Annotated in this window: 27 protein-coding genes and 1 riboswitch; of the genes, 12 read left to right on the top strand and 15 right to left on the bottom strand. The window is 46.0% G+C overall.

Annotated elements, in window-relative coordinates:
- Positions 1–175 precede the first annotated feature (175 nt).
- On the top strand, positions 176–1,582 hold the full coding sequence (locus tag ACLVWU_RS06400) for a YiiX/YebB-like N1pC/P60 family cysteine hydrolase (protein WP_413578156.1): 1,407 nt from the start codon (positions 176–178) through the stop codon (positions 1,580–1,582).
- Positions 1,583–1,640: 58 nt separating this feature from the next.
- Here ACLVWU_RS06400 and ACLVWU_RS06395 read toward each other — a convergent pair whose 3' ends face one another.
- On the bottom strand, positions 1,641–2,426 hold the full coding sequence (locus ACLVWU_RS06395) for a murein L,D-transpeptidase catalytic domain family protein (protein ID WP_413578155.1): 786 nt from the start codon (positions 2,424–2,426) through the stop codon (positions 1,641–1,643).
- Between the two features lie 273 nt (positions 2,427–2,699).
- On the opposite strand from ACLVWU_RS06395, the gene ACLVWU_RS06390 reads away from it, so the two are divergent.
- Entirely contained in the window at positions 2,700–5,258 is a 2,559-nt protein-coding gene (locus ACLVWU_RS06390; protein ID WP_413578154.1) for a DUF3656 domain-containing U32 family peptidase, read from the top strand.
- 22 nt (positions 5,259–5,280) lie between these two features.
- Here ACLVWU_RS06390 and ACLVWU_RS06385 read toward each other — a convergent pair whose 3' ends face one another.
- The 3 genes from ACLVWU_RS06385 to msrB are packed head-to-tail and all read right to left on the bottom strand — an operon-like array spanning position 5,281 to position 6,555.
- Positions 5,281–5,562 (bottom strand): chorismate mutase, encoded by a 282-nt coding sequence (locus tag ACLVWU_RS06385; RefSeq protein ID WP_413578153.1) that lies wholly within the window; start codon positions 5,560–5,562, stop codon positions 5,281–5,283.
- Positions 5,563–5,570: 8 nt separating this feature from the next.
- Complete coding sequence (locus tag ACLVWU_RS06380; RefSeq protein WP_413578152.1) at positions 5,571–6,023, bottom strand: hypothetical protein; 453 nt, start codon at positions 6,021–6,023, stop codon at positions 5,571–5,573.
- 40 nt (positions 6,024–6,063) lie between these two features.
- Positions 6,064–6,555 (bottom strand): peptide-methionine (R)-S-oxide reductase MsrB, encoded by a 492-nt coding sequence (msrB, locus tag ACLVWU_RS06375; protein ID WP_413578771.1) that lies wholly within the window; start codon positions 6,553–6,555, stop codon positions 6,064–6,066.
- A 199-nt stretch (positions 6,556–6,754) separates the two neighbouring features.
- Here msrB and ACLVWU_RS06370 point away from each other — a divergent pair, with 199 nt between their 5' ends.
- From ACLVWU_RS06370 to ACLVWU_RS06350, 5 genes are all read left to right on the top strand, one after another.
- On the top strand, positions 6,755–7,282 hold the full coding sequence (locus ACLVWU_RS06370; protein WP_413578151.1) for a hypothetical protein: 528 nt from the start codon (positions 6,755–6,757) through the stop codon (positions 7,280–7,282).
- A 129-nt stretch (positions 7,283–7,411) separates the two neighbouring features.
- A complete protein-coding gene (locus ACLVWU_RS06365) occupies positions 7,412–7,891 on the top strand; it encodes a VOC family protein (protein ID WP_413578150.1) in 480 nt (159 codons plus the stop codon).
- A 106-nt stretch (positions 7,892–7,997) separates the two neighbouring features.
- Positions 7,998–8,675, top strand: coding sequence for a glycerophosphodiester phosphodiesterase (locus ACLVWU_RS06360; protein ID WP_413578149.1), 678 nt, complete (start codon positions 7,998–8,000; stop codon positions 8,673–8,675).
- A 148-nt stretch (positions 8,676–8,823) separates the two neighbouring features.
- Complete coding sequence (locus ACLVWU_RS06355) at positions 8,824–10,413, top strand: right-handed parallel beta-helix repeat-containing protein (protein WP_413578148.1); 1,590 nt, start codon at positions 8,824–8,826, stop codon at positions 10,411–10,413.
- A 16-nt stretch (positions 10,414–10,429) separates the two neighbouring features.
- On the top strand, positions 10,430–10,837 hold the full coding sequence (locus ACLVWU_RS06350) for a hypothetical protein (RefSeq protein ID WP_413578147.1): 408 nt from the start codon (positions 10,430–10,432) through the stop codon (positions 10,835–10,837).
- 40 nt (positions 10,838–10,877) lie between these two features.
- On the opposite strand, the gene ACLVWU_RS06345 is transcribed toward ACLVWU_RS06350, so the two are convergent.
- The 5 genes from ACLVWU_RS06345 to ACLVWU_RS06325 all read right to left on the bottom strand — a co-directional run bounded on the left by ACLVWU_RS06345 (position 10,878) and on the right by ACLVWU_RS06325 (position 15,238).
- The gene (locus tag ACLVWU_RS06345; protein WP_413578146.1) at positions 10,878–11,354 is read right to left on the bottom strand and encodes a hypothetical protein; all 477 of its coding nucleotides are present in this window, start codon (positions 11,352–11,354) and stop codon (positions 10,878–10,880) included.
- Positions 11,355–11,540: 186 nt separating this feature from the next.
- On the bottom strand, positions 11,541–12,038 hold the full coding sequence (locus tag ACLVWU_RS06340) for a hypothetical protein (protein WP_413578145.1): 498 nt from the start codon (positions 12,036–12,038) through the stop codon (positions 11,541–11,543).
- On the bottom strand, positions 12,035–12,784 hold the full coding sequence (locus ACLVWU_RS06335; protein ID WP_413578144.1) for a ParA family protein: 750 nt from the start codon (positions 12,782–12,784) through the stop codon (positions 12,035–12,037). The genes ACLVWU_RS06340 and ACLVWU_RS06335 overlap by 4 nt, the downstream gene beginning before the upstream one ends.
- A 151-nt stretch (positions 12,785–12,935) precedes the next feature.
- Complete coding sequence (locus tag ACLVWU_RS06330) at positions 12,936–13,931, bottom strand: hypothetical protein (RefSeq protein WP_413578143.1); 996 nt, start codon at positions 13,929–13,931, stop codon at positions 12,936–12,938.
- Between the two features lie 89 nt (positions 13,932–14,020).
- Positions 14,021–15,238, bottom strand: a complete 1,218-nt coding sequence (locus ACLVWU_RS06325; RefSeq protein WP_413578142.1) for a class I SAM-dependent rRNA methyltransferase — start codon at positions 15,236–15,238, stop codon at positions 14,021–14,023.
- A 173-nt stretch (positions 15,239–15,411) separates the two neighbouring features.
- Between ACLVWU_RS06325 and ACLVWU_RS06320 the strand changes: the two genes are divergently transcribed.
- Positions 15,412–16,641 (top strand): JmjC domain-containing protein, encoded by a 1,230-nt coding sequence (locus tag ACLVWU_RS06320; RefSeq protein ID WP_413578141.1) that lies wholly within the window; start codon positions 15,412–15,414, stop codon positions 16,639–16,641.
- On the opposite strand, the gene ACLVWU_RS06315 is transcribed toward ACLVWU_RS06320, so the two are convergent.
- Positions 16,590–17,591 carry an EamA family transporter gene (locus ACLVWU_RS06315; protein ID WP_413578140.1) on the bottom strand — a complete coding sequence of 334 codons (1,002 nt, stop codon included), beginning with the start codon at positions 17,589–17,591 and terminating at the stop codon, positions 16,590–16,592. The two genes, ACLVWU_RS06320 and ACLVWU_RS06315, sit on opposite strands and share 52 nt — an antisense overlap.
- A 27-nt stretch (positions 17,592–17,618) precedes the next feature.
- Positions 17,619–17,716, bottom strand: a riboswitch (purine riboswitch).
- A 192-nt stretch (positions 17,717–17,908) separates the two neighbouring features.
- Here ACLVWU_RS06315 and ACLVWU_RS06310 point away from each other — a divergent pair.
- Positions 17,909–18,655 carry a hypothetical protein gene (locus tag ACLVWU_RS06310; protein WP_413578139.1) on the top strand — a complete coding sequence of 249 codons (747 nt, stop codon included), beginning with the start codon at positions 17,909–17,911 and terminating at the stop codon, positions 18,653–18,655.
- Positions 18,656–18,816: 161 nt separating this feature from the next.
- Positions 18,817–19,311 (top strand): hypothetical protein, encoded by a 495-nt coding sequence (locus tag ACLVWU_RS06305; RefSeq protein ID WP_413578138.1) that lies wholly within the window; start codon positions 18,817–18,819, stop codon positions 19,309–19,311.
- 14 nt (positions 19,312–19,325) lie between these two features.
- Here the strand turns inward: ACLVWU_RS06305 and ACLVWU_RS06300 are convergent, their stop codons facing one another.
- From ACLVWU_RS06300 to ACLVWU_RS06285, 4 genes are all read right to left on the bottom strand, one after another.
- Positions 19,326–19,625, bottom strand: coding sequence for a hypothetical protein (locus tag ACLVWU_RS06300; RefSeq protein WP_413578137.1), 300 nt, complete (start codon positions 19,623–19,625; stop codon positions 19,326–19,328).
- Positions 19,626–19,661: 36 nt separating this feature from the next.
- Positions 19,662–20,306: a hypothetical protein gene (locus tag ACLVWU_RS06295; RefSeq protein WP_413578136.1), complete on the bottom strand. Its 645-nt coding sequence runs from the start codon at positions 20,304–20,306 to the stop codon at positions 19,662–19,664.
- A 200-nt stretch (positions 20,307–20,506) separates the two neighbouring features.
- Positions 20,507–20,923: a hypothetical protein gene (locus ACLVWU_RS06290; RefSeq protein ID WP_413578135.1), complete on the bottom strand. Its 417-nt coding sequence runs from the start codon at positions 20,921–20,923 to the stop codon at positions 20,507–20,509.
- 93 nt (positions 20,924–21,016) lie between these two features.
- On the bottom strand, positions 21,017–22,207 hold the full coding sequence (locus tag ACLVWU_RS06285) for a hypothetical protein (RefSeq protein WP_413578134.1): 1,191 nt from the start codon (positions 22,205–22,207) through the stop codon (positions 21,017–21,019).
- Between the two features lie 88 nt (positions 22,208–22,295).
- On the opposite strand from ACLVWU_RS06285, the gene ACLVWU_RS06280 reads away from it, so the two are divergent.
- The gene (locus tag ACLVWU_RS06280; protein WP_413578133.1) at positions 22,296–23,165 is read left to right on the top strand and encodes a LysR family transcriptional regulator; all 870 of its coding nucleotides are present in this window, start codon (positions 22,296–22,298) and stop codon (positions 23,163–23,165) included.
- Here the strand turns inward: ACLVWU_RS06280 and ACLVWU_RS06275 are convergent.
- A complete protein-coding gene (locus ACLVWU_RS06275; protein WP_413578132.1) occupies positions 23,109–23,567 on the bottom strand; it encodes a hypothetical protein in 459 nt (152 codons plus the stop codon). The two genes, ACLVWU_RS06280 and ACLVWU_RS06275, sit on opposite strands and share 57 nt — an antisense overlap.
- 144 nt (positions 23,568–23,711) lie before the next feature.
- On the opposite strand from ACLVWU_RS06275, the gene ACLVWU_RS06270 reads away from it, so the two are divergent.
- Positions 23,712–23,852 carry a hypothetical protein gene (locus tag ACLVWU_RS06270; protein ID WP_413578131.1) on the top strand — a complete coding sequence of 47 codons (141 nt, stop codon included), beginning with the start codon at positions 23,712–23,714 and terminating at the stop codon, positions 23,850–23,852.
- Positions 23,853–23,861 lie beyond the last annotated feature (9 nt).

Raw genomic sequence — 23,861 nt, 5'->3', positions numbered from 1 at the left:
ACCCTGCCGGGAATTGCAATTGGCGTGCTTGCCATAATTGGAATTTGGCGGCCCCTCTGGCAAAATTCCTGGCCAAAGTTTTGACAGACAGACCCAAAACGGCTGCGACCCACTGCGAACTTACATGAGAGCGCCAGTCGTAAATCCCTTCACCTTGGTGCATATTGGGGTAATTATGATCACATTCTTTATAACTTTTTTGACTGCCTTCGCATTTGCTAAACCCATCCTATTGACGGGGCTTGAGCAAGTGAACAAGGACCTCAACAATTCTCAGGTTTTCAATCCGCAAACGTGCCCGGAATACATCAACAAGGTCACCGATTACCTCTTTATCCAGCCTGCTAACCATTTCATCCCCCAAACCCCCGAAGACATTCAGAGCTTTAAAGAGCATGGGACCGAAATGGTTCAGGGTGTCTTCATGGTGCGGGTAAAACTGAATGAATTGCTGCAAAGATTTGCCGGTGAAAAGAACCTTTCTGCCACCTGTATTTTGAAAATGCGCGAAGGCATGCAGTACGCCCGATTCACCGAAGAATATCTGATCGACTGGCTAGTGCAAAACAAAGTCGTGGCCTTCAAAGAATCGCCCATTCTGGGCGGAGAGGCACCGTTTCTTCTTAGAAACACCAAATACGCGGCGGTGAATATTGAACCCGGAGATGTTCTGCTTATTCGCGGTAAAAGCTACGTCTCAGCGATGATTGCCCGCATCGGTGATGAGGAAGGTAACTTCTCGCACATGGCCATCGTGGGCGAAAATGACAAAGGCGACCTTTTTATCGTCGAGTCCCTGATTCAATACGGAGTCGTCACAACTCCCCTGGAAAAATGGCGGCAAACCGCTGACGCCAGGGTTGCACTTTATCGTCAGAGCGATATCGATCTGGCCCATAAGGCCGCCCGCTATGCTTACCAGTGGAGTCAGAACCCCGAAGAATACGACTTCGCCATGGACGACGCAAACTATGACAAAGTTTTTTGTGCAGAAGTTATCAAAATTGCCTATGACAAGGCGTCAGAAGGACAAGTCATCCTTCCTGCTTACCGCAGCCACGTCAGCAAGTTCAAAGGCGGTGACTACCCCAAATCACTGGGAGTGACGAGTGATAATCTTTTTGCTCCTTACGACATCGAAGTGGATCCCCGATTTGATCTGGTGGCAGAGTGGAAGCATTTCCCGCTTTTGCGACAAGTGCGTATGCAGGATTCTGTTTTTCAAAGTATCTATGCCTGGATGCCAGCTTTAAATTACAAATTTTATTCCAATTGGTGGATTACCACCCAAGCTTATGTGGGAAAAGGGATTCGTTATTTAGGATTTATGAGCGATGAGTTTCCGACCTACATGCCCATCCAAACCATGGAATCGGTCCTGCAGTTTGAGACAGTTTCCAAAGCTCTGGAAAAAAATCTGGAAGAAAAAGAAAGTCAGTACTACACAGCTCATGGGTATTTACCTTCATTTATGGATATGATGAGAATAAACGATGAATACCGCCGCGCCGACTGTCTGCTATATCAAAATGGAAAGTCGTCGGAATTTCACGACATCTTCCGAAGTGATGGCTGCCACTGAAATAAAAAAAGCCGAGGCAGGACCCCGGCTCTTTAGAAACTTTAAAAAACCAAAACTACTACTTCACAGAGTAGATCAAGCTTCCGCCTTTAAGCATTGTGATCACTTTCGTCTTCAAGGAAGACGCTACCGCAGGGCAACCCCAGCTACGACCTTGGATGACGCTGCTTTCTTTCACGTAAGAAGCACCGTGAACAACGATCGCACGACCGCGGGCATTGGAGTTTGTCGAAGACATACCGTCCAGTCTTAAAGAAAGACCATTGCTGCCGTTATAAGTGCTGCCCGTTAGGAAGTAACCAATGGAGCTCGCCTTAGAACCGGATACATTGCTGAATTTTTCTGCAATACCGTCATGATTTGCATCGGAACCTTTTCCGTGAGCAACGTGGATGCTCCAAACTTTACCCGTATTCATGTCGATGATGTGGAAACGGGCTTTTCTGGAACTTTTTGAGTAATCGATCACAGAAACATAGCGCTTGTTTTTGATTTTTGATTTGTTGTTTTCGAAATACACCAGGGCATTACCTAGGGCTGTTGTCGGAACAACGCGATTCGGATCAACGTAATCGTACTTAGCAAGGATACTCGCACGGCTGTATGTTGAAAAATCCGAAGCTTGATCTACCGTGTCTTCGATCATGTTTTCCGGAGCTTCATTTTCGCTGACTTCAGCAGAGTTGAAAGCTTGCTCGTCTGTGGCATCGTCTGCCAGGGTTTGGGTTGTTTCTTCATTTGTAAGGGCGTCGGAAGCGGCATCCGCTCCACCGCCTTGGCCACAGGCTGCAAGAGTAAGGAAGGCCGATACTGCTAGGAAATTCACCAGGTTTTTTTTAGTCATTATTCCTCCATGAAATTTGACTTGTGTGTTCTTCGACAAATACTAGCTAACATTGTTACAACTTGGCGGTTTTCATGGCGAAGGTGCAAAATTTAAGACCAATAGGCCGGGTCTTTTCAGAGTATCCCTTGGGTCTTTTAGTACCTTGGTGAGTGAATAAACTCCTGTTTCGGATGCAAATAAAGAGGGCACTCAGGTATTTTTTACCCTTCTCCCCCGGAAAAAGGCGTCTTACCCCTTGCGGAAAACGCCGCAAACTGGCTTATTACACCCATGCAAACACAGTCATTAAAACGCCCCGAACTCCTTCTTCCCGTCGGCACTAAAGACATGGCTTTGGCAGCCATTCATAACGGCGCCGATGCTATTTTTATGGGCGTTCCTGGCTTCAATGCCCGTGGTCGCAGCCACGATTTTCAAATCGAAGAAGTCAAAGACATCATCGACACCTGCCACCTTCATGGCGTGAAGGTAAACCTGGCATTTAATATTTTAATTTTCCAAAATGAGTTTCTTGGCGCGGTTGAAGTTCTGAAAAAAATCCTGCCATTGAAACCCGATGCATTCATCGTTCAGGATTTGGGCCTGGTGCGCTTGATTCGCCACATGGCACCTGAACAGCGCATTCACGCCTCCACACAAATGAGTGTCACCAATGCTGAAGCCATCACGTGGTTGGACGATTTGGGAATTCAGCGTTTCGTTTTGGCGCGCGAAAACTCCATCAAAGAAATTCACGCGATAAAACAAAACACCACCAAAGAAATTGAAGTCTTCGTTCACGGTGCTTTGTGCGTTAGCTATTCCGGCCAATGTTTCACTTCCGAAAGCATCGGTGGCCGCTCCGCAAATCGTGGGCAATGTGCCCAAAGCTGCCGCTTTAGCTACGAAATGCATGTGGACGGAGAAAAACGTGACTTGGGTGGAAAGTCCTTCCTGGTTTCCCCGCAAGACTTGTGCGGAATTAATGAAGTTCCAAGCTTGTTGGACTCCGGCGTTGATTGCTTTAAAATTGAAGGCCGCTTAAAAACTCCTGAATACGTGGCCACTGCTGCCCGCAGTTTTGATGAAGCCATCACTTCCGCACAACGTAACCAAGCCCTGGCAAATCCGATTCTTTTAAAAAAGCAAATGGCCACAGCATTTTCCCGTGGCTTTTATAGCGGCTGGTTCCATGGTGTAAATCATCAGGAATTGGTTGAAGGTACATTCAGCGCACATCGCGGTTTTGAATTTGGTAAAGTAGTTCGTGTGAACGGCAACGCTTTGGAAGTGGAAATCACTGAAGACAAAGCCCAACAGGGTTTGAAAACTGATTTCATCCAGGCTGGTGACGGTATTCTTTGGGTCTTCAAAGACCGCAATGACCAGGACGCTGAAAAAGGTGGATTCGTATTCGCGGTAAAATCACTTTCACCCCGTCGTTTTGCCCTGGAGTTTTCAAGAGACATCGCGATGAATGACTCCTACGTTGGCGCGCGCGTGTTCTACAATCACGACAAGGATCTGAAGAAAGATGTTTCTTTAAGTGTTGAAGACAAGCAACGTAAAAAGCGTCTGCCCGTTTCTATTCGCGCTGAAGCTTCTTTGGGCAAACCACTGACGGTGACTTATACAGACGGCAAATACACTGTTTCTGCCACTTCTGAAAACGTCTGCGAGCCTGCCAAGAACAAAGGACTTAACTCTTTGGATCTGCGTGAAGAGTTGTTTGCCTTGATGGGAAGTCCGTTCCGTGGCGAAGGCTTCGAGTGCGAACTTGATCCGGAGACTCCGCTATTCCTGCCAAACAAACAGGTCAAAGAGCTACGCCAAAAACTGGTTAAAGAACTGACAGACCTGCGCATTCAAAATGGCACAACACCCGTCATCGCTCCTCAAGAACAAATCATGGAGTGGATTGGCAGCAAAAAGACCACCGAGCGCAAAGCTCAGGGTTTGAAGTTTAACTTACTTCTGCGCGATAAATTCCAGGTGGATGATGTTGTTCAAGCCGTCACAACGGGCCAACTGGATGCCGCGGCATTAAACCTGGTGATTCTGGATTTTGAATTTGGTTTGGATTTTGAACCAAGCTTGAAAGCCTTAAGAGCCGCTAACGTAAAAGTCGGCGTCGCCACAACTCGTATTCTTAAACCAAATGAGCACCGCAATGTGAAGCATCTGCTAAACATGAATCCAGATGCGATCCTTGCCAGAAACCTGGGCGCGGTTCAATACCTACAGTCAAACAACTACCAGGGGCAGATCCTGGGGGACTTTAGCTTAAACGTCACCAATCACCTGACAGCTCAATACCTTTTGGATAAAGGGTTGGAAAGTGTTTGCTTGGGTTACGACCTGAACAACCTGCAAGTCAGCGAATTGATCCAATCCGGTCAATCCGAGCGCTTTGAAGTTACTGCTTACCAATACATGCCAAGCTTCCACATGGAGCACTGTGTGTTTGCTGCGTTCCTGTCCAAGGGCACTAGCTTTAAGGACTGCGGAAGACCTTGTGAAAAGCATGATGTTAAACTGAAAGACCAATTCGGCAACTGGCACCAGATCAAACCGGATCAGGAATGCCGCAATACCATGTACAACGGGACTTCACAGTCCGCAGCCCGTTACGTTAAAGAATGGGCATCTCATGGCTTGGGCTATATCCGCTACGAGGCCCTAAAAGAGCGTGGCGCCGAATTGATTGGCAAAATTCAGGCTCACTTGGATTTTATCAACGACAAAAAAGATTTGAATGTTTTGATCAAGGAACTGGGCAACGTGGAAAGCTATGGCTTGTCAGAGTCTCACTTCCAGCGTGAAAAAGAATACCAAAGCAGGAAAAAATAAGGCTGCCATCAGCAGCCTTGTTTTATTTGAATTTTGATTTCAGGTACTTTTCGTATTCGCGCAAGATCGAGTTCATCACGCCTTTTAGCAGTTCATCAAAGGCAGGATCCTGCCCTTCCTTGCCACCTATGCTTACAAAATCTTTTAAGATCTGCTCTTCGCGGGTGGCATTGAAGAAGGGCTGACCTTCACTCTGTTTAATCTTCCAAACTTGCATAGTCAGGTCACGACGGCGCTCCAATAGCGCATGCATTTCTTTATGAACCTGATCGATTTCCTGACGAAGACTGGCAATGGTTTTCATAGCTCTACCTAATTCTTTTCATCAATGTACTTAAAGTAAGCCCGGCATAGCGAGTTGTCTTCTTTGATTCGATTGTAGCGCAGCACCTTGTCCATACGGCGTGCTTTACAGCGATTCACCATGGGACCAATCAAAGCGCCGGGGCGCTCTTTTAAAGTCGGCTCAGCCTCTTCCCGACAAATCTTATCAGCGGAATTCCAGGCCGTCTCACACACTTCCGCAGTCAGGTTGTAACAAAGTCCTTGAGGACTGGAGGCCCCGCAAGGCTTTTTGGCCAGCCCTTGCTCGATCTCGCGTTCGACCACATAGGTGTTCATCATATGAATCGCAAACAAGACAACGAACAGCGATCCGGTTCCGATTTCCCAATAAATTGAAATCCCTGACGCCCGCGCCAGCGGACGAAAGTAAATCAACAGTATTCCAACGATCAACAAGGCCACATAGATAAGATCTGACATATATACTTAGGATACCGGTTTTCTGACTGACCTCAAGTAGCTATTTGGCTTTTTTGTATTTGGGAAATAGAGGTAGATAACGACTGTATCCTTTGGCTTCCATTTCCTCGACGGGAATAAAGCGAAGGGCCGCGGAGTTTATGCAGTAGCGCTTGCCACCCTTATCCTTGGGACCATCATCAAACAAGTGACCCAAATGGGAATCTGCACCTTTGGAACGCAATTCCGTTCGTTCCACTGAAAGTTCGTGATCAGGTCTGGTGACTACCGCATTTTCATCAATGGCCTTGGTGAAGCTGGGCCACCCTGTGCCGGAATCATACTTGTCAGTGGAACTGAACAACGGCTCGCCACTGACAATATCCACATAGATGCCGTCTTTTTTATTATTCCAATAGGCATTATCAAAAGGCTTTTCCGTCATGGAGTTCTGAGTGCATTGGTACTGCATTGGCGTCAAAGTTTTCTTGAGTTCAGCGTCGGAAGGTTTTTTGTATTGTGCTTCTTTAGCCATAAGGCTTCCTGAAAACATCAGGCCCGCAGACAGAATCCACATCGTCACAAAGTTTATGCGCTTACCGTTTCTCATAAATCCCCCAAGCAAACGTTCATGAACAGAATTCCGGGGTTTGGATCATAATGCAACAATACTGTTGTCGGGATTTACCGGGTTAAGTCCAGTCATTTGGACGTTTGGTTAAGTAATGTGGTTGGGTTCCGATCTACCTTATATGAAAAACTCGTTGAGTCTGTTTATATGTGGGCTTTTTCTTTGTGGAAATGTGTTGGCTTCTGATTCCGGCTATCAAGCGGACCTGCTTGCCACCTTGCAGATCTATGCCAAGCAGAACAATATCGGCCTGAATAAGCCAACTGACAACTTCATGGGATTCTCAATCACGACCGCTGGATCAGAAAGCTCAGTCACCGTCTATCATGCTGACTCTCCGGTTGATATCGTGACCAACGATTACACCTGCAAAGATTCCGCATGCGAACTCATAGCCAGAAATCCCCGTTGTTTCTATTATACTCCTGGCAGCTCTCACGCTGCGATGGCGCTTTATGATGTGGCCTTGCTACTGGCACAGACCCCTCGTGATTGGAAGTTTGATCAATTGAAGTTCTGGCAGCTGGGAAATATCATTTACGGCCGTATCACAAACGCTACGAGCATGAACAACGAATTCTATGCGTGCCAGCAGCAGCCGCAAGGCCTGATCTGCGAAAGCACCAGCGAACTTCCTGACGAGCCCTAATCTCGCATCATACTTCTGTTATCAAACATTTTACGCCTGATAGCTAAGTCGAAATAAGTCGCTGACCAACAGTGATGGCACCACTACACTTTCAATGAGTACTGAATTAACAACACCAGGAGATAGCCCATGACTGATCTTGTAACCTGCGTTTGGTTTGACCATGGCGAAGCCAGCAAAGCCGCTAAATTCTATGCCTCCACATTTCCAAACAGCACCGTTGGCAGGGTCAACAAAGCGCCAGGTGATTTTCCCAGTGGCAAGGAAGGCGTTGAACTGACGGTCGAGTTCACTGTTTTTGGTCGCAAGTTTGTGGGCTTGAATGGTGGCCCTATTTTTAAACCCAATGAAGCTGTCAGTTTCATGATTTTAACCGAAAATCAGGAAGAGACAGACAAGTATTGGAACGCCATTGTTGGCAACGGTGGCAAGGAAAGTGCCTGCGGTTGGTGCAAGGATCGCTGGGGCTTTTCATGGCAGATCACTCCGAAAATGTTGCTGGATTATACAACCCATGCCGATCCAAAAATCGCCAAGAAAGCTTTTGATTCCATGATGACGATGCAAAAAATCGACATCGCGACCATCGAAGCTGCCGTTCGAAAATAGTCTCCATTAAAAATCGAAAAAACCCGAACTCAACTTCGGGTTTTTTATTTCTATCGCTATCAGCCACCTGTTGGCAAAATCCTTGCGATTCCCTATCATCAACCTTATGAAAATAATGGGTCACCGAGGCTCCCGCGACCGGGCTCCTGAAAATACGATGCGTTCCTTTAAAGCTTTGCTGGATTCCAAAGTCACCGTGGTGGAGTTTGATATTCATCAGACTGTGGATGGAGTGTGGGTGATCCATCATGACGACACCTTGGATCGCACGACTACAGCAACTGGCCCTTTAAGCTCTCGAACCTGGAATGAGTTGAGTGAAGTTCGCACCAAGGAAGGCGACGCCTTGCCAAGGCTGGAAGATGTTCTGACGCTTTATCAAGACACGGCGATGGAACTGCAGATTGAATTGAAATCCCTGGGTGACTTTGCGAACCTCGGTAAAATTTTAAATCAGAATTTTCCATTATCACGAATCACGGTTATTTCTTTTAATCATCAATGGCTTCACGATTTTAAAACCAGTAATCCAGAAATTAAAACGACATGTCTTTTGTTTGGCCTTCCGCTTAATCCGGTCGAAATTGTTCGCGCAGCCAAAGCCGATGGAATTTCTCTCAGCGTGAATTGGATAGATCAGTCCTTAGTTCAAAAATGCCATGCTCAAAAGCTGACGGTCACAGCCTGGAATGCAAACGATCCTGTGGTTTTCGATAAAATGAAATCCATCGACGTGGATTTTCTTGGCACCGACATTCCGTTTACTGCAATGGATTGGATTTAATACGCACTCATAAGTATACGGTGAGTTTCCACTAAAACTCGAACAAATCTAAGTAAAGCATCCTCCTTTTACTTGTGCTTTAGCAGCCTGTATTGACTCTCGAAATCGAGACTCAATACAGTCTTCCCAAAACAACAAAAGGATGTTTATGAAGAAACGCTCGACGTATTTGATTGGACTGACCTTACTACTGCTAAGCGCACAAGCTATGGCCGTGAATATTTATGTCTCCCCCGCAGGAACCGACACTGGAAACTGCCAAAGCAACGCGCAACCCTGCAAAACTCTTAGCTACGGCATCGGCGTCAGCAATAATGGCGATGCAATCAATCTTGAATCCGGTATTTACAGCGAGCAAGGCCCCATCTCGATCAGTAAATCCATTTCAATCATAGGGCGCTATTCTGGTGTCGATGCAAAACTTAGATATGCCGGTGGATATAGTGAATCCGACATTCAAGTGACCCACGGATTCTTTGTAACTGCTAGCGGAGTGATTTTCGATGGGATTCAACTTTCAAACGCAGTCGTATTCGGCATTAAACTTGATGATGCCGTCAGCGGGACGATAGTTCGCAACAGTATTTTTAAAAACAGCCAAACCCCGCTTGGAATTATGAATACAGGCGAAACTCCGATGACGATCACACAGAACGTTTTCATCAACAGCAGTTCGTCAGCTATAATGGCTTACAATGCGGGAAATATTTCTGTTTCAAATGTTCTTATTTCTGAAAACCTGTTTATAGATCATCCTGTGGTTGCTGTAGATCTGGAAGGTGCTGGTCCAATAGCCGTGATTTCCAATGTCACCATTGATAACAACAGCTTCGAAAATTGTCGCCTTTGCATTATCTATAAGAATACCGGCAGCTCTACAGCCACAAACAATACTTTTCAAAATCCGCCAAATCCTGACAGAAACATGATTGGCATTTGGATCATCGGCTCCAATGATGGTCTCACGATCACCCAGAATGAATTCACCGGGGGAGCCTATGGCGCCTATCTGAATCAAATGTCAGGGTACCCTAACAACAACATTAAGATCTCCAGAAACTCATTCGGTAACCAGGCTGAGGGTGGAATTGGCTCAACCGATGCACCCGTACCACGAAGCGCCTATGCGAGCTGTAATTGGTGGGGCGACGCCTCCGGGCCTAAATACTCATTGAATCCAGATGGAACTGGCGCTGCCATTGTCGGCGACGTTGAAGAGGGTGACTACACACCATGGCTCGCAACGTCCAACTTGAATGGTCTTTGTGGTGATGAACCTCCTCCAACACCACCGGAGAGTGGAACATCCAAGGATTTTGAAGGCATCTGGAAATCAGGAAAAAAATGCCTGGTGATTTCTTCCGACCTGGTAACAGCGAACAGCTATAAAAAAATCGGCCCTTTGAAAGTAAAAGATCAAAATGGAACTCTTATGGCCTTTGGGACATCTTCCGAACCATCAGGAGACTATACATCGGGAGTCATCACTTACCGAGGCCTCAATCCCCGCTATCAAGAAGTAAAACTCACAAACAAGAACCGTCTAAAAGTCGATGAATACTACAGCTTCGGGAGCAGGAATCCGTTCAATCACTTTGACACCGAAACTTATCACCGCGTGCGCAAGTGTGAGTGGAGACCGCGTATCCTCCCGCCTCGCCCTCGTCCTCCTCATCCACGCCCTCAACCAAAGCCAACGCCGTCTTCAACAGACGCTCAGCAATTAACTGCGAACTAAAATAGAAAGAATTTATATGAAATTTTTAAAAATTTGTTTCTTGTTAATCTCGACTTTATTTTTTAGTACAGCCTTTGCCACCAATGAACAGCTGGTTGGTACCTGGACGCGTGTTGGAGGCGACTCTGCCTGGGGCAAAATTGAAATCGATAGGTCCCTGAATGCCAAAGGCTACCGCATATGCAATGATACTATCTGCGGCGAACCCGTTAGATTTAGGCTGGCAAGTTATGGTCGAACGAAGCTGACCATCTCCCACACCCGCGCAACGGGGCGCGTATTGGAAGATCGCAAGAACTTCACCAGTACCAACTTTTTTGAAGTTCAAGGTGGACGCTTAACGGTCCGGGAGTATCAGAAATCAAACATCGAAGGATACCCAAGCCTTCAGTATACAATGATCATGGCCAAGGGCCGTAGATAAAGAATAAAAAAAAGGGGCCTAGGCCCCTTTTTCATTGCTACTACTTGCAGCTTTCGATCTGTTTTTCTTGAACACGAAGTGGACGCTCTTTGCGCCAGTCAGCAGCTTCGTAAGTGTATTGAATGTAGTTTGTTGGGAACTGCGCCGTGCGAAGTTCTGACTTCACGCAATTAGGACGTGTTGAATCTTTACGATCATATTTCACGCACACTACTTTTTCATAGAATGGAGAAACAGAAACTGTTTGTGCTGGGATTTCTTTAACAGTGCGACCTACGCAGACTCTTTTTGGATAGTGAGAATCTGAGCGATCCCAACGGATAGATTTGCAGTATTCTTTCGTGTGTTTTGGAACGAACACGCGGAATTTTTCATTTTTTTCGTCAACGCAAATTTGCTTTGCGGAAACTTTACCTTCTTGAGGAACGTAAGGGTTTTCAGAACGGTTTACGTACTGGTCGCCATATGCGTGCGCGAACATCGGAAGAGCCAAAGCCAATGCAATCAATAGTTTCATAGGATTCTCCTGTTTTTTGCCCACACTTAATACGAATCACATTTGTGTACAAGAGGAATAAATAGTTACTTATTTTGTAATTCTCATATTTTTCATGGAACAGTTCGGATTCGCCATGGCATTTAGTTTAATTAAACTTGAATCCGCTCATCCCTTTACGCAACGAGCTAAGATGGGATCCCCTAACTACAACAAGTCGTCTATCAGGGACTTAATTTGATTGAGCAAATGGGGCTCATACAGGGGTTTAGAAGCGGTAGCCTTAATAGTGGGCGGAGCATTTCTATCTTTGGTAGTGGGACCCGATTTAGAAGCGGCTCGTTTATTTTTTTTGGTTTTTACAAACTCACCTTCGGCGCAAGGTTCCCATTTTTCAGAGATAATATGCCCCGCACAAATTTCGCGCATGAGCGACGTCTGAATCTCCACCCCATCCAATACAGTCAAAAAACGATACTGAATTTGATGTTGGTACTTCAACCAAACCTCGGCGGTGTACTTCACCGATTTTTTTGTCTCAAGCTTTTTCATTTCGTATCTTTGCTCGAAACCAAACTCATCCGTCAGTTCAAAGAACAAAGACTCGCCGGGCTGCAATTCCACGCGCAACAGCTCCACGTTGGTGACGACTTTGTCACCAACTGGTTTCGTTGAATCTAGAAAGAGCGGGTTGATGGTGCTCAAGCCCACATTTCCGCAGCAAGATTTGCCAAAGCCAGACCCGCTGGATTTTTTGGAGAGTACTCCAACATCGGCAGGTGATTGTGATGAGCTTCTTCGACCACAATGGATTCCGGAATGTAGTTGTTGAATACCGGAATCGTGTACAGCGTGCGCAGATCGTTGATAACTTTTTCCACGATTTTACGATTGCGGTACTTGGAGATAATAATTCCACGAACTTCAATTTTATGACCCAGGCCTGTGTGGATGTGTTTCAAAGTATCCAAAATCAAGTCGATACCCTTCAACGAGAAATACTCAGGGCAAATAGGAATAACGATGTCCTTGGAGGCAATCAAGGCATTCACAGTCAAAAGCCCCAGTGACGGAGAGCAATCAATCACCACGATATCGTAGTTCTCTTTAATTTCTGCCAAGGCTCTTTTCAGAACACTTTCACGACCAAACTTTGTAGCCAGGTGAATTTCGATACCGCTTAGCATGATCTCGGCTGGAATAACGTCAATGCCGAATGCTTCTGATTGAACGATCGCTTCGCTCGCTTCCAGCTCACCAGTTAAAACGTCAAAGATCGTGTTTTCAAAATCCGTGTCGCCAAAAATCGCACGAGTTGCTGAAGACTGTGGATCCAGATCCACCAACAAAATCTTCTTACCTTCCTTAGCCCATTGTGCTGACACATTAATAGCCGTGGTTGTTTTGGCAACGCCGCCCTTTTGATTGATGAATGAAACAACACTTCCCATGGATTTCCTCCGATTGCAGATAATACGCAATACTTTAGGCCAGGATTTTTCCATTGAGAAGCATTCAGAGTGAATTTCAGGAAGACTTTAAGACAAAGGTCTAGGTGCTTGAAGTATTATGTCACACTCTTCGAACACCAAAGAAAAAGCATTAATCCAATGGTGGTGGGTTATCGATCATTTCCTGCATGTTGGAGCCATAGCGGCCATTTGGAACGACCATCACAGCTTTGCGCCAGTCAGGCGTGGCTAGAATAAAGCGCCCTTGCCCTACGCCAGGTGCGTAACTCCAGCTGGTATTAACTGCTTGAGCATTCGGCCAATAGTCAGCACCAACGTTGACCAGATACTTGGCAACGTTACGATCGTCCGCGCCGCTGGCATTTTCCAATACCAATCTGGTATCCATGCTGACAAAGACAGCGCGAATATCCTGGGGAACTATCGTTGAATGTGTTCCGTAACCATGGGCAAACAATGGATACTTGGGCTTAAAAGACAATCCTCCAGAGGACTCAACGCGTGTGCCGTTACTGGAGGCAAACGTGAATGGATATTTCCAAGTATCAGTATAAGGGGAAACGTCGTTCTTCAACAGACTCCATTTCCGGGTGGCCTGGGACAGAACATATATTTTCATATTACGATACTGCACGCGGGTATTCTTCGCTGTATTTCCTTCAGCTTCAAAAACCTGCAACCACGAATTTAAAATGTAACACCACTCAGGCTTGGAATGTTCAAACCAACTTGGAATATCAGCACCCGATGGCGACTGCATGATAATCCCTGGCTTTCTTTGCCATTCATATTGAATATCCGGAATAACAGCTTCATGGGAAGTCGCCGTTTGCCCTGCCACAATCGCCGCCATCGTCGGATTCGGAGACGGAGTCACCGTAGGACTTACTGTCGGAGATACCGTTGGCGTCGGCGTTGGAGTAACTGTGGGTGTCGCTGTGGGAGTGACCGTCGGAGACACCGTAGGTGTCACTGTCGGGCTTACTGTAGGCTTCGGTGTTGCGACCGGGGAAGGATTGGATTGCACACCCTCAGTGCTCGACGAAGGGGTCTGAGTTTCAAACTTACTGCAACCCAGAAGTGAGATCATAGTTAATAAACCAAAGGCGATTTTCAAGTTGTCCATATACTCTAGAATAACGGACTTCGCCTCATTTAACCTTAGTACATTCAGGGAAATCCCTGAATGAGACAAAGAGTCCGTTCCAAATAAATTTAATCCAAACGGAACAAGGCAAATTTAAGGTAACGGAGCTCTTCCATTGCCAAAGGATAAGGATGATCCACAGGCTGTCCACCCATATAAACCAAAGTGGCCTTTTTACGAGAGCGGGAAAACGCCTCTTGGCAAATATCCATAAATTCTTTTGTGGAGATATGGCTGGAGCACGAACTCGCAGCAAACAACCCTTCTGGGTTCACAAGCTTGATCGAGTTTGAAAAAACTTTGGTGTAGGCAGCTTTGGCCTGCTCCACTGATTTTTCATTTGGCGCAAAGCTTGGGGGATCCGTAATCACGATGTCGTACTTTTTCTTTTCTGTGTTCAGCTGCTCAAGATATGCAAAAGCATCGGTGGCCACATCATGGTGAACCGTCTGCAGTCCGTTGATTTCAAAATTCCGGGCAACAGCCTGAATGGCAACTTTCGCGATGTCCACGCTAGTCACTTCTTTAGCGCCGCCCTTGGCAGCGAAAATTGAAAATCCACCGGTGTAGCTGAAAAGATTTAGAACTGTTTTATCCTTGGCAAAGTTCTGAATCATTTTGCGATTGTCGCGTTGATCCAGGAAAAAACCCGTTTTTGCAGCATCACGGATGTTCGAGGCAAAAAGAACACCGTTTTCCAAAAACTGCGTTTCAGGTGCCAAAGTTCCGACGATGTTGACACCCTTTTCATCGGCATCATTGCGGCGCTTAAGATAAACGCATTTGATTTGAGGGAAATCCGCCTGAAGTTTTTCAGCAATCGCTTGCGCATTCCAGGTCTTTTCCATGATCGCGTGATCATGCTTAATCACAGCAGTATCGTTATAGATATCAATAATCAAACCTGGCAAGCCGTCACCCTCCCCGTTAATCAAACGGAAGGAGTTCGTGACAGAAAGATCAAAGGTTCTGCGAATTTCAACGGCTTTGCGCCACTGACTTTCAAAGTAAAGCTCCAGGGTGCGCTTCATGTTGTTGCGTCTAAAAATAGGTTCATCCGCCAAAACCAAAACACGGAAACGCAACTGCGTATCCCCTTGCCAAATCCCCAGGGCTAAAACCTCGCCTTTGTAGTTTAAAAGATGAATCCCCGACTTCAGATTACGGCCGTCTTCAAAGCAATTGGCAAAGAGCCAACGATGCCCCTGCTTCATGTGCTTGGTCACGTCACGCTTAAGCTCGATGGTCTGAATGGTATCTTGAAAAGTGACGGCAGGTGAGTTCATTTAAGGGGTCTCCAGAGGGGTACTATTTATGCTAAATCCCCCATCATCACAAGGTGTTATGAGGGGCGTTCAAAAGCGTTGATAAATTTACAAGCTCCGGGCTTTATTTGACTCAAAATGGATTCTAAAGGAATCTTCCAGAATCCCTTTCAATTACGCCCTTTGGAGTTACTGTGGCTTCACCAGCTCAGCTTGATCAGAAATTTTGGACCGGTTTTGCCAGAAACATCTGGGAAAAAAAGCCCCTTGCCTTAAAAAACGTTCAATCAAGCCTGCGTGAAATCAGTGCCGATGAAATCTTTAAGCTATTGGTGCTCTTTGCCGACCGCTGCCGCAAATTAAACGACTCTGAGGGTTTCAAGTTTTATATCGATGGCTTTAAGGCCGACCCGGAAGAGGTCCTCCAAGTTCTGCCTGAAAAATCTGACAAGTCCCTGCTGGGTTATCACGAGCGCATGAAGGCTCTGTTCCCGGACTACTGCCTGGTTTGCGATGAACTATTGCAGGTTAACTTATCCAAGCAGCACCTACTTACAGATTTCACTGACCAGCTTTATCAGCACGTGGGTTTTCCCAACCGCTTTTCTGAAATGGGTCTTTACCTGGGGAACTACCGCAAGACTCCGTTTGGGGTTCACGTGGATTCCTGTGGTGTTTTTAGCTTCCCGGTGGTGGGTAAAAAGAAATTCCGCCTGTGGAGCCCTGAATACGTGAAAAAGAATCCATCATTGGACCGCGCCTTCAGTTATGAAAAGCACAAAAAACATTCGGAGCTTTTAGAGGCCGGCCCGGGCGATATCACCTATTGGCCTTCTTCGGCGTGGCATATTGCCGAATCCGATGGTTCTTTCAGTGCGACCTGGAGCCTGGGTGTGTGGGTGGATAAGTCCCATAAAGAAATGGTGACAGAGACCTTGAAAAGTCTTTTGGACTCTCATTCGGAAACATTGTCATCCATGGGAACAACTCGTTTTAAAACTCGCCATAACCAATCCGGCGAAGTCACCGAGCTTCCACCGGCTTATCAGCAATCCATCGAGATGTTGCAAAAAATGACTCAGCAGGAACTGCAGGAAACCTTTTTGAAGTCCTGGATGAAGCACATCTCGTCGCAAGGATTTAAAACCATTCCTCATACGACTTTAAAGTTAACTGCAAAATCGCACATCAGCCTGCGCAGCACGAAGTCCCCGATATTGTGGCAGCAAAGCCAGATCTCAAAGTCTAAAGTATATTTTAGTTTTGGCGGAGCATTGATCGAAGGCACAAAGGGCAGCAGCCTGCACAAACTGATTCTAAGCTTGAATGCCGGGAAAAGTTGCCAGGTCGATAAGAAGGACCTTCAGGTCCTTCAACTGCTGGCAGATGCGGGAGCTTTTTCGCGCGGTGAAGTCATTTTATAATTCAGCAGAACAATCGCGATAATAATGATCATGGCACCCAACCACTGGGTACCGACAACGTTTTCATTTAAAACCAAGAATGAAATCGTCATCGCAAATGGCAACTCTACAGCCGAGATAATGCTTCCCAAACCGACTCCCACAATGGGGAAGCCCTTGTTCAGCATGATCGGCGGGATGACAGTACCAAAAACCGCAATGATAAATCCATAAGACAAGAAAATCGAAAAATCAAAAGCCTGATTGCGCGTGAATTCCTCGCTCAGCACATGGACATTCAAATAGTAAGGCCCCAGCTGAGTCAGAAATCCAAAAATACCCACGATGATACACGCACCAAACATCATGATCTGACTGCGCTTGATGGGATGCAAGTGGGCCGCCACGCTTTGGGTTGAAGCCAAGGCCCAGCTAAAGGACATCGCCGACAAAACTGCCAGCACCACTCCCCGCATATCCAATTTATGGGAGGCACCAAAAACATTGGTGGCCATCAAAGTACCAAATAGCACGATCATGACTGCAAGTAATTTTTCAAAACCCGGGGCGCGTTTGCTGCGAATCGACTCGACCACAATCCCCATCCACACTGACTGCATCAATAGCACGACCGCGACTGAAGCATCGATGTACTTCACCGACGAATAGTACAGAACACTGGTCAATCCGACTGGCAATCCTGCAATCAGCAAATGACGCAGATCCTGAGATTTCATTTTTTCAGCAGTCTTATTAAACAATCCATTCATGATCGTCAGAATCAGAACGCCCCAGATGACCTGAGAAATCGTGACTTCCGCCGTGGTAAAGTTTTGCTTATAAGCCAGCTTCACAAACGTCGAAAGCATTCCGTAACTGGAAGATCCCAGTGCTACAAATAAAACACCAGAAAGCAGATTGTTGAAACGAGAGTTCGCTTGAATTTCGAGGGACCCGGATTGACTTATCATAACTACCACTGACTAAAGATTTAGGTGTCAGTTAATAATCATTCCGATAGTCAACTTTTTGAGGAAGTTGGTAGAGACATTCAACCAGATCTTGAATTTATAAAGGACGTATTAACACCTCTGAAACTAGCAGTTGTTAACTCGATCTTCAATTCGGATTCAGAATAGCGATCTTTCCTCAGGTGTCTAAACTTAAATCAGCACACCCCATTTGGGCGCCTATGCACTTCACTTTGGATTCAAAGAGCTGATGTATCCGAATACATTGGATTTGATGCCTTCTCTGAATGGCATAATCCTGGCATTCCTTGGCTCTGATGAAATCATGGTTTGTGGGACTGCTATTATTGATCTGCGCTCAGGTAGGCTCGGCTTCGGCTGCGCCTATTGACGTGGTCTTTGATATCGATTGGACGACCTTCTATACCATTGATCCTGATAATAAAAATCAAATGGACAACAAAGCCATTACTGTCGAGCACAAGACCTATCGCCCCACTGATCACTTGGGCGAAGTGCTGGAAAGACTTCTTCAGTATCCTGATGTTCGCATCAGCTTTTTTAGCGGCGGCGGGCAATCCCGCAATGAAGCTTTGCTTAAGGCCTTCAAGTTGCCATCGGGTCGCTCGGCTTTTGATATTTCCTATAAGGTACTTTCCAAAGATAATCTAATAGAAGTTTCAACTGACCAGTCCCTGGGCTTTGCCGACCGATACAAGAAAAACCTTGCTGGAGTGCTTCCCGGCGCCCATGTGGATCGCACCATCCTAATTGATGACCAAGTGAAATTCGCAGTACCTCCATGGAAGATTGTCGATTCAATGGGTCACTTTGAATTTCAGATCAAGTTTGATCACATCACTTCAGGAAAAGCAGAATATCTTCCACCAACGTCAGAGCAATGGCTTGCCGAAAAAGACAAGGCACTGATGTGGTTGGCTTTAATTGAACAAGCTCTGCACAAATCCAAAAGGTTTCACACACCCTTTAGCCAAGAGTTGACCAAGATCTGGTCCCAGAAGTCCCATCTTTCTCTCTGTAAGAATGTCTTTGCGGGTAATTAGTTTTTAGCAATGATAACGCAACCACAGTCGAACTAATCGTCAACGTCAGTATTGTGACATCCCCTTCTCATATCGAGTCGTTTATGAGAATCAAGGTCGAATTGGCTCCGTTTGTTTAGGAATACAAATTGCAATTACTTCCATTAACAAAGGGGACTTAGATGACTATGCGAAACCTTGTTGCACTTGGATTCTTCACACTGCTAGTTTTAAGCTTCCAAAACTGCAGTCCGGTTAGCCTTTCGCAAGTTGAAATGACAAAGGCCTCCCTAGGCTCTGGGGACACAAGCTACCAGCCGATCAGCGACTCTACAGAAGACATCCCTGCTGAAGAGTCCGTTCCAAATTCAAAGGGTTTGGTTGAATGTGAAATTAATCACCCGAATGCAAAAGTAACTTTAATGGAAAGTCTGATGCCTGGATCAAACGCTCAGGCATCCAGAATTTGCATGTCCGAACATGCCTGTTTGGAAGTTATCAATGAATACGCTGTTCAGCATGATTGTTCACTGAACCCAGGCCCGGCCACGTCACCGTCGTCGAATGGGATTCAGTGTACTAAAATATTCCCGGGCAGCAAGGGAACTTGCCACAATGCCCAAGTCCTTAGCGACAAGCAAGTTGCGGATTTACTGGCAAAACTTGCCGTCCGATAAAACAGTTATTTAAATTAATTTTTCTCGCAGGAAATTTTCGAATCCTTGCAGAATGAAATCACAGTTTGGTCCTGGCATTTGGCGATAGCTTCTTGCCGGGCTTCTTCTGTGCTTTTACCAGTGGCATAGACGCGCTTGCCATTGGCGCCAACCATCGTGCAAGTGTAAGTTCCTACCAATTTAGGGGAGCCACCAGAGTAGTCCACCTGCAATGTGCCTTTGTTGTCGGGCTTATTGGGGTCCACGACTTTCATTCCCGCGCAGCCACTAAGAATGGACAGAGCGAAAGGGAAAATTAGAAATAGCTTTTTCATAGATCATCCTATTAAGACAAGATTGTTTTGATTCTTCTATTTGGAAAAAATCGGAATTCCGTCAAACATCAGTCCCATCAACAGGTACGAGCCCGACAGATCTATGGATTTGACGTTAGTATTAATGGTGCCCGATGAGCTTAAGTCATCAAGCTTATTGCTTTCATATCCACCTTCAAAAAACAGAAAGAACTTCTTGTAACCAACCGCCACGGAAGCACCCGCTGCGGCTATGGGACTGACATCCTTTTCAAGCTTTCCATCCTGAGATGCAGATTTGATGGTGTAACTGGATTTACTTGCCCCGACTCCCGCAAACAGATCAAAACGGACGACGTCGGATTTCACCAAAGGAATACGGGCGACGCCCATCATACTGTCTTGGGTAAGACTTGCTTTATAATCATTGCCGGAGGTACTGGCATCCTGACTTAGGAGGTGATGTGAATAGCGCAGCCCCAGCTGCAAATACTCAAAAGTGGGAAAAGTGATCTCGATGCCAAATTGATTGTTCAAATCGACGTTTTTAATTCCCTGAGCCGTAAGTTCCGTATTTAACTCTGAAGGACTTACCTGGGCCGAGCCCAAAAACAAACGTCCCTGCCCCAAACCCAAATCAGCTGAAAAAGCAGATGAGCTCGTAAGCAATAAACCGACCAATATACGATATGCAATAGACACTTCTTCCCTCCTTAGAAGACCTAATTATGGCAGAGGAAAGAAAATTCACAAGCTAGTACGACCAAAGCCGCGCCCGATGGTTCACCTTGGGATGAATATCTGGTTAAGACTTTGATTTAAGCTGCGGAGGAATCGCTCTCGGGAGATTCTATACCTGTCCGAGAAAGAAAAAAACCCGGGGATTAGCCCGGGTTTCTTATTTAGAATACTTCTTGGTGAGGAATCATGGAAACAATAAAGTCGATTGCATTCAAATGGCAGTACGCTGTGAAAGAGCGAGCCATTGTTCCACCGTTCGGGTCGTGATGAGCACCACAACGCTCATTCATGGTCGCTAGCAAATCAGTATCTACTTTTGCAGGTTTAAGAGTTGCCAATTCAGTTTCGCAAACACCGTAAGCCAAAGAAGCCGTTCTGACATCAAGGCTTGATCCCCAAGCACAAGCTTTTGCAAGCTCTACCGCCTGATAGCAGTTTTCAGATTTAGAAATCAATTCCTGGAATACTGGAGGCTGATTAGAGATATCGTTGCCATTCGCATCTGTGCACTCACGTGCCATTGCTGTTGGAGCTGCTGCCAAAACCATTACTGCGATAAGAGCTTTCACCGTGTTCATAATTCATCCTTTTAAATTTGTTTAGTTCGTTATGGGATGAGTTATGCCAGACCACTAATGCCATGTATAATAGAACGTTTCGATCATATCCTTCTAATTATTGGAATCTAATATCCAATGGGCTTCAGTCATTAGGTGCTGAAATGACTCCTCTGGTATCGGTCCAACTTGTTTATGAGGCCCCAGGCTGTGTCCTTTGCCTTTTAAAAGGTTTATGCGCACTTGCTCACCCCTGTTTAGCTTTTCAAAGAAAGGTAACTCCCGGTTTCCGGGAGTAGAAATGTCTATTTCGCCATTACTGATAGAGACTTTCCCGGAATAGTTTCTCAACAGAGATGCCACATCTGTGGTATCGACAAAGAACATTTTCCACCAAGCGTAGCTTGCGAAGACGACACCCAAATCAGTGTTCTCGGAATAAAAAGGTGCCTGGTCAGCTTGAGCTAAAGCATCTCTCAGCGCCACTTGGTACTCCTGCTCCAATCGATATTTCAAGCTGTCCTCTGTCCATTGCCCAACCGGTGACAACAACGTGGCGCAGGCTGTTTCGGGAATGCCCATCAGCCGGCAGCTGCTGCTGACTTCCCCGTTACTGATGGATCGGTCTTTATTTGAATCCATGGGCCACCATAACAGTGTGGCGATTTTCCCGTGAATATCAGTTGCTTGCCACTGGATTAGGGACTTGGGACTATCCCCCACTGCTCCCACATAAAGAAGACCCCGGGGCTGAATGCGCTTTTCGTGCACAAGATAGGATGCATGAACTGTTCCCTCAGAGTGAGCCAACAAAATCACCCGTCTTGAATCAACCGCGGGATCTTTCAGGACAAAATTATAAATGCTGACGATATCGTCACGAATGGAATTCGGCGTAACCGTTTCTCTTACTTTGTTGTCAATACAGTGTTGCGCATAGTTCTGCCTAACCTCCAAATCAGTTTTGCAGCTTGGGCAAGCGGGAGCCGTGCGCTGATTACATAGCACTCCCCGATAGTCAAACCGGACGACGGCAAAGCCATTACCAGTCGCTTTTTTTGCAAGATCGCGAAATAGAAAATCAACTTCCGTTCCTGAATTACCAAAATAGTAGTCCCGATCGAACAGCCCTGTTCCGCCAACCAGTATTATTGCTGGCAAGGGCTCACCAAACTCTGTATCGGGAAAGTCAATTTCCCCAGTGAGCACAGTTTGACGGTCCGCGGATGGAATCGCGAATGGCACACTTTTCATGGCCCAACTGGCCTGAGGAAGCAATAAAATCGAAAGCAGCAGAACAAACATTTGACCTCCAACGTGCTGAGTAATACAAAGATTTCTAAAATAGGTAAAACCGATTTATTTGATGTTTAAATATTGATATTACTTATTTATGAATGCGACGATCTACTCTAAGAACATTATTTACTTCCTTAAGTGCGCTGAGCTTAAAAGCATCTCCAAAGCCGCGAAGGAATTGCACATTTCCCAGTCCGCTTTAAGCATGGCGATAAAACGTCTTGAAGAAGAGCTGGGTTTTGCGCTGTTTTCACGGGGACGAGGTCTTGGCGCATTGAAGCTGACCGATTCCGCTGTTCGATTGGCCGAGCACCTTAAAGGACAAAAGTCGTCGGTTTCAGATCTATTGAAAGAACCCGGCAGTCAGCCAAACTCCCTAAAGATCGCGGCCATTCAATATGTCACTCGAAAGTTCTTGCTACCCGCATTGGAGGAAACGGATCTTTTAGATGAAACGCGCGTCTTTACTGTGCGCTCGGCCAAGGCACTTGAAGCCATCAACAGTGATCGCATCGATATGGCTTTTGTTTTATCCCACTCAAAACCCCTGCGCGATCCACGCTATTGTATCGAGATTAAGGATGAGACCGTCGGTATCGTGGGATTGAAATCTAAATTTCCGCAGATTGCAAAAGCCAAGTCCCCAGAAGAGCTCAAAGATTTACCAGTGATTGTAGGCGACCGCATCCGTGATGACTGGTATGACAGCTTGAATGACTATCAACGCGCTTACTATATCGAAGATCACTTCAGTGCGCGTGCCTTGATTCTTGGGGGCTATGCGGTAGCACCTTTTCAATTGGATTATTTTACCGTTGAAGAACTAAAACTTCTCGCCGTCTCTAAATTTAAAATTCCTTCGACGGGATGGAAATTGTATGCGATTTTAAATCGCCACTCTGCCGAATCAAATTTGCAAAAATGCCGCGAGATTGTAGCGTCCATTAAGGATATGGTCGATTGATAGTCTATTTGGTTTATGCAAGTAGTGGCGCATAAGTTCGCCGGTACTGACGAAGGCGCCGTCTTTGAAATTAAAGCGATCCAGGGCAAACCATTCCGCAGAGGCCTCGAATTGCAAAAGCTCCGGCTTTCCGCCAAGTTTGCGGCACAGGTTGAAGCCTGGGTTACTTGATTCATTCAACAAATCTGCCATCTTCACTTGGATTTCAAGATTAAAGGCCGAGCATTTACGACTTTGACAGTCTTTAGAATAGAGTTCGGTGCGGTCTTCATTGAAACAATATGTTTGCGCTTTAACCACTTTGGTTGCCCCATCATAGGGCATGCGAAAGCTGCCAGTCTGGCAGGTCAAACTTGCGGCAAAAATGGGCGCTGTCAGAAACAGAATCAGACTACTTAACATATGTCACACCCCTTCCACGCTGAAGGATATCCGCTTTGGGTATCCAGATATTGCCCTCTTTGCATTCATACGACTGAGGACTTGTCGCGGAATGACCATGGAGAATGTACTTTCAGATCCGATTTAATTCTATTTTTACAAGTTTTGTTTGATTCTAGGATCTATTTTCACAAGAACATCACCAAACAAAAAGACATCGATGCCACCAGCAAAGCGCTTCAAGATATGAAGACTGATGGCACCTGGAAGAAGATCACTTCACGCTATGCAAACTTCCGTAAATAGGACCTGGCA

Source organism: Bdellovibrio sp. HCB290 (assembly GCF_047305925.1).
GTDB lineage: Bacteria > Bdellovibrionota > Bdellovibrionia > Bdellovibrionales > Bdellovibrionaceae > Bdellovibrio.
The sequence above is the reverse complement of the archived record's forward strand: the minus strand, read 5'-3'. Positions and strand labels throughout refer to the sequence as shown.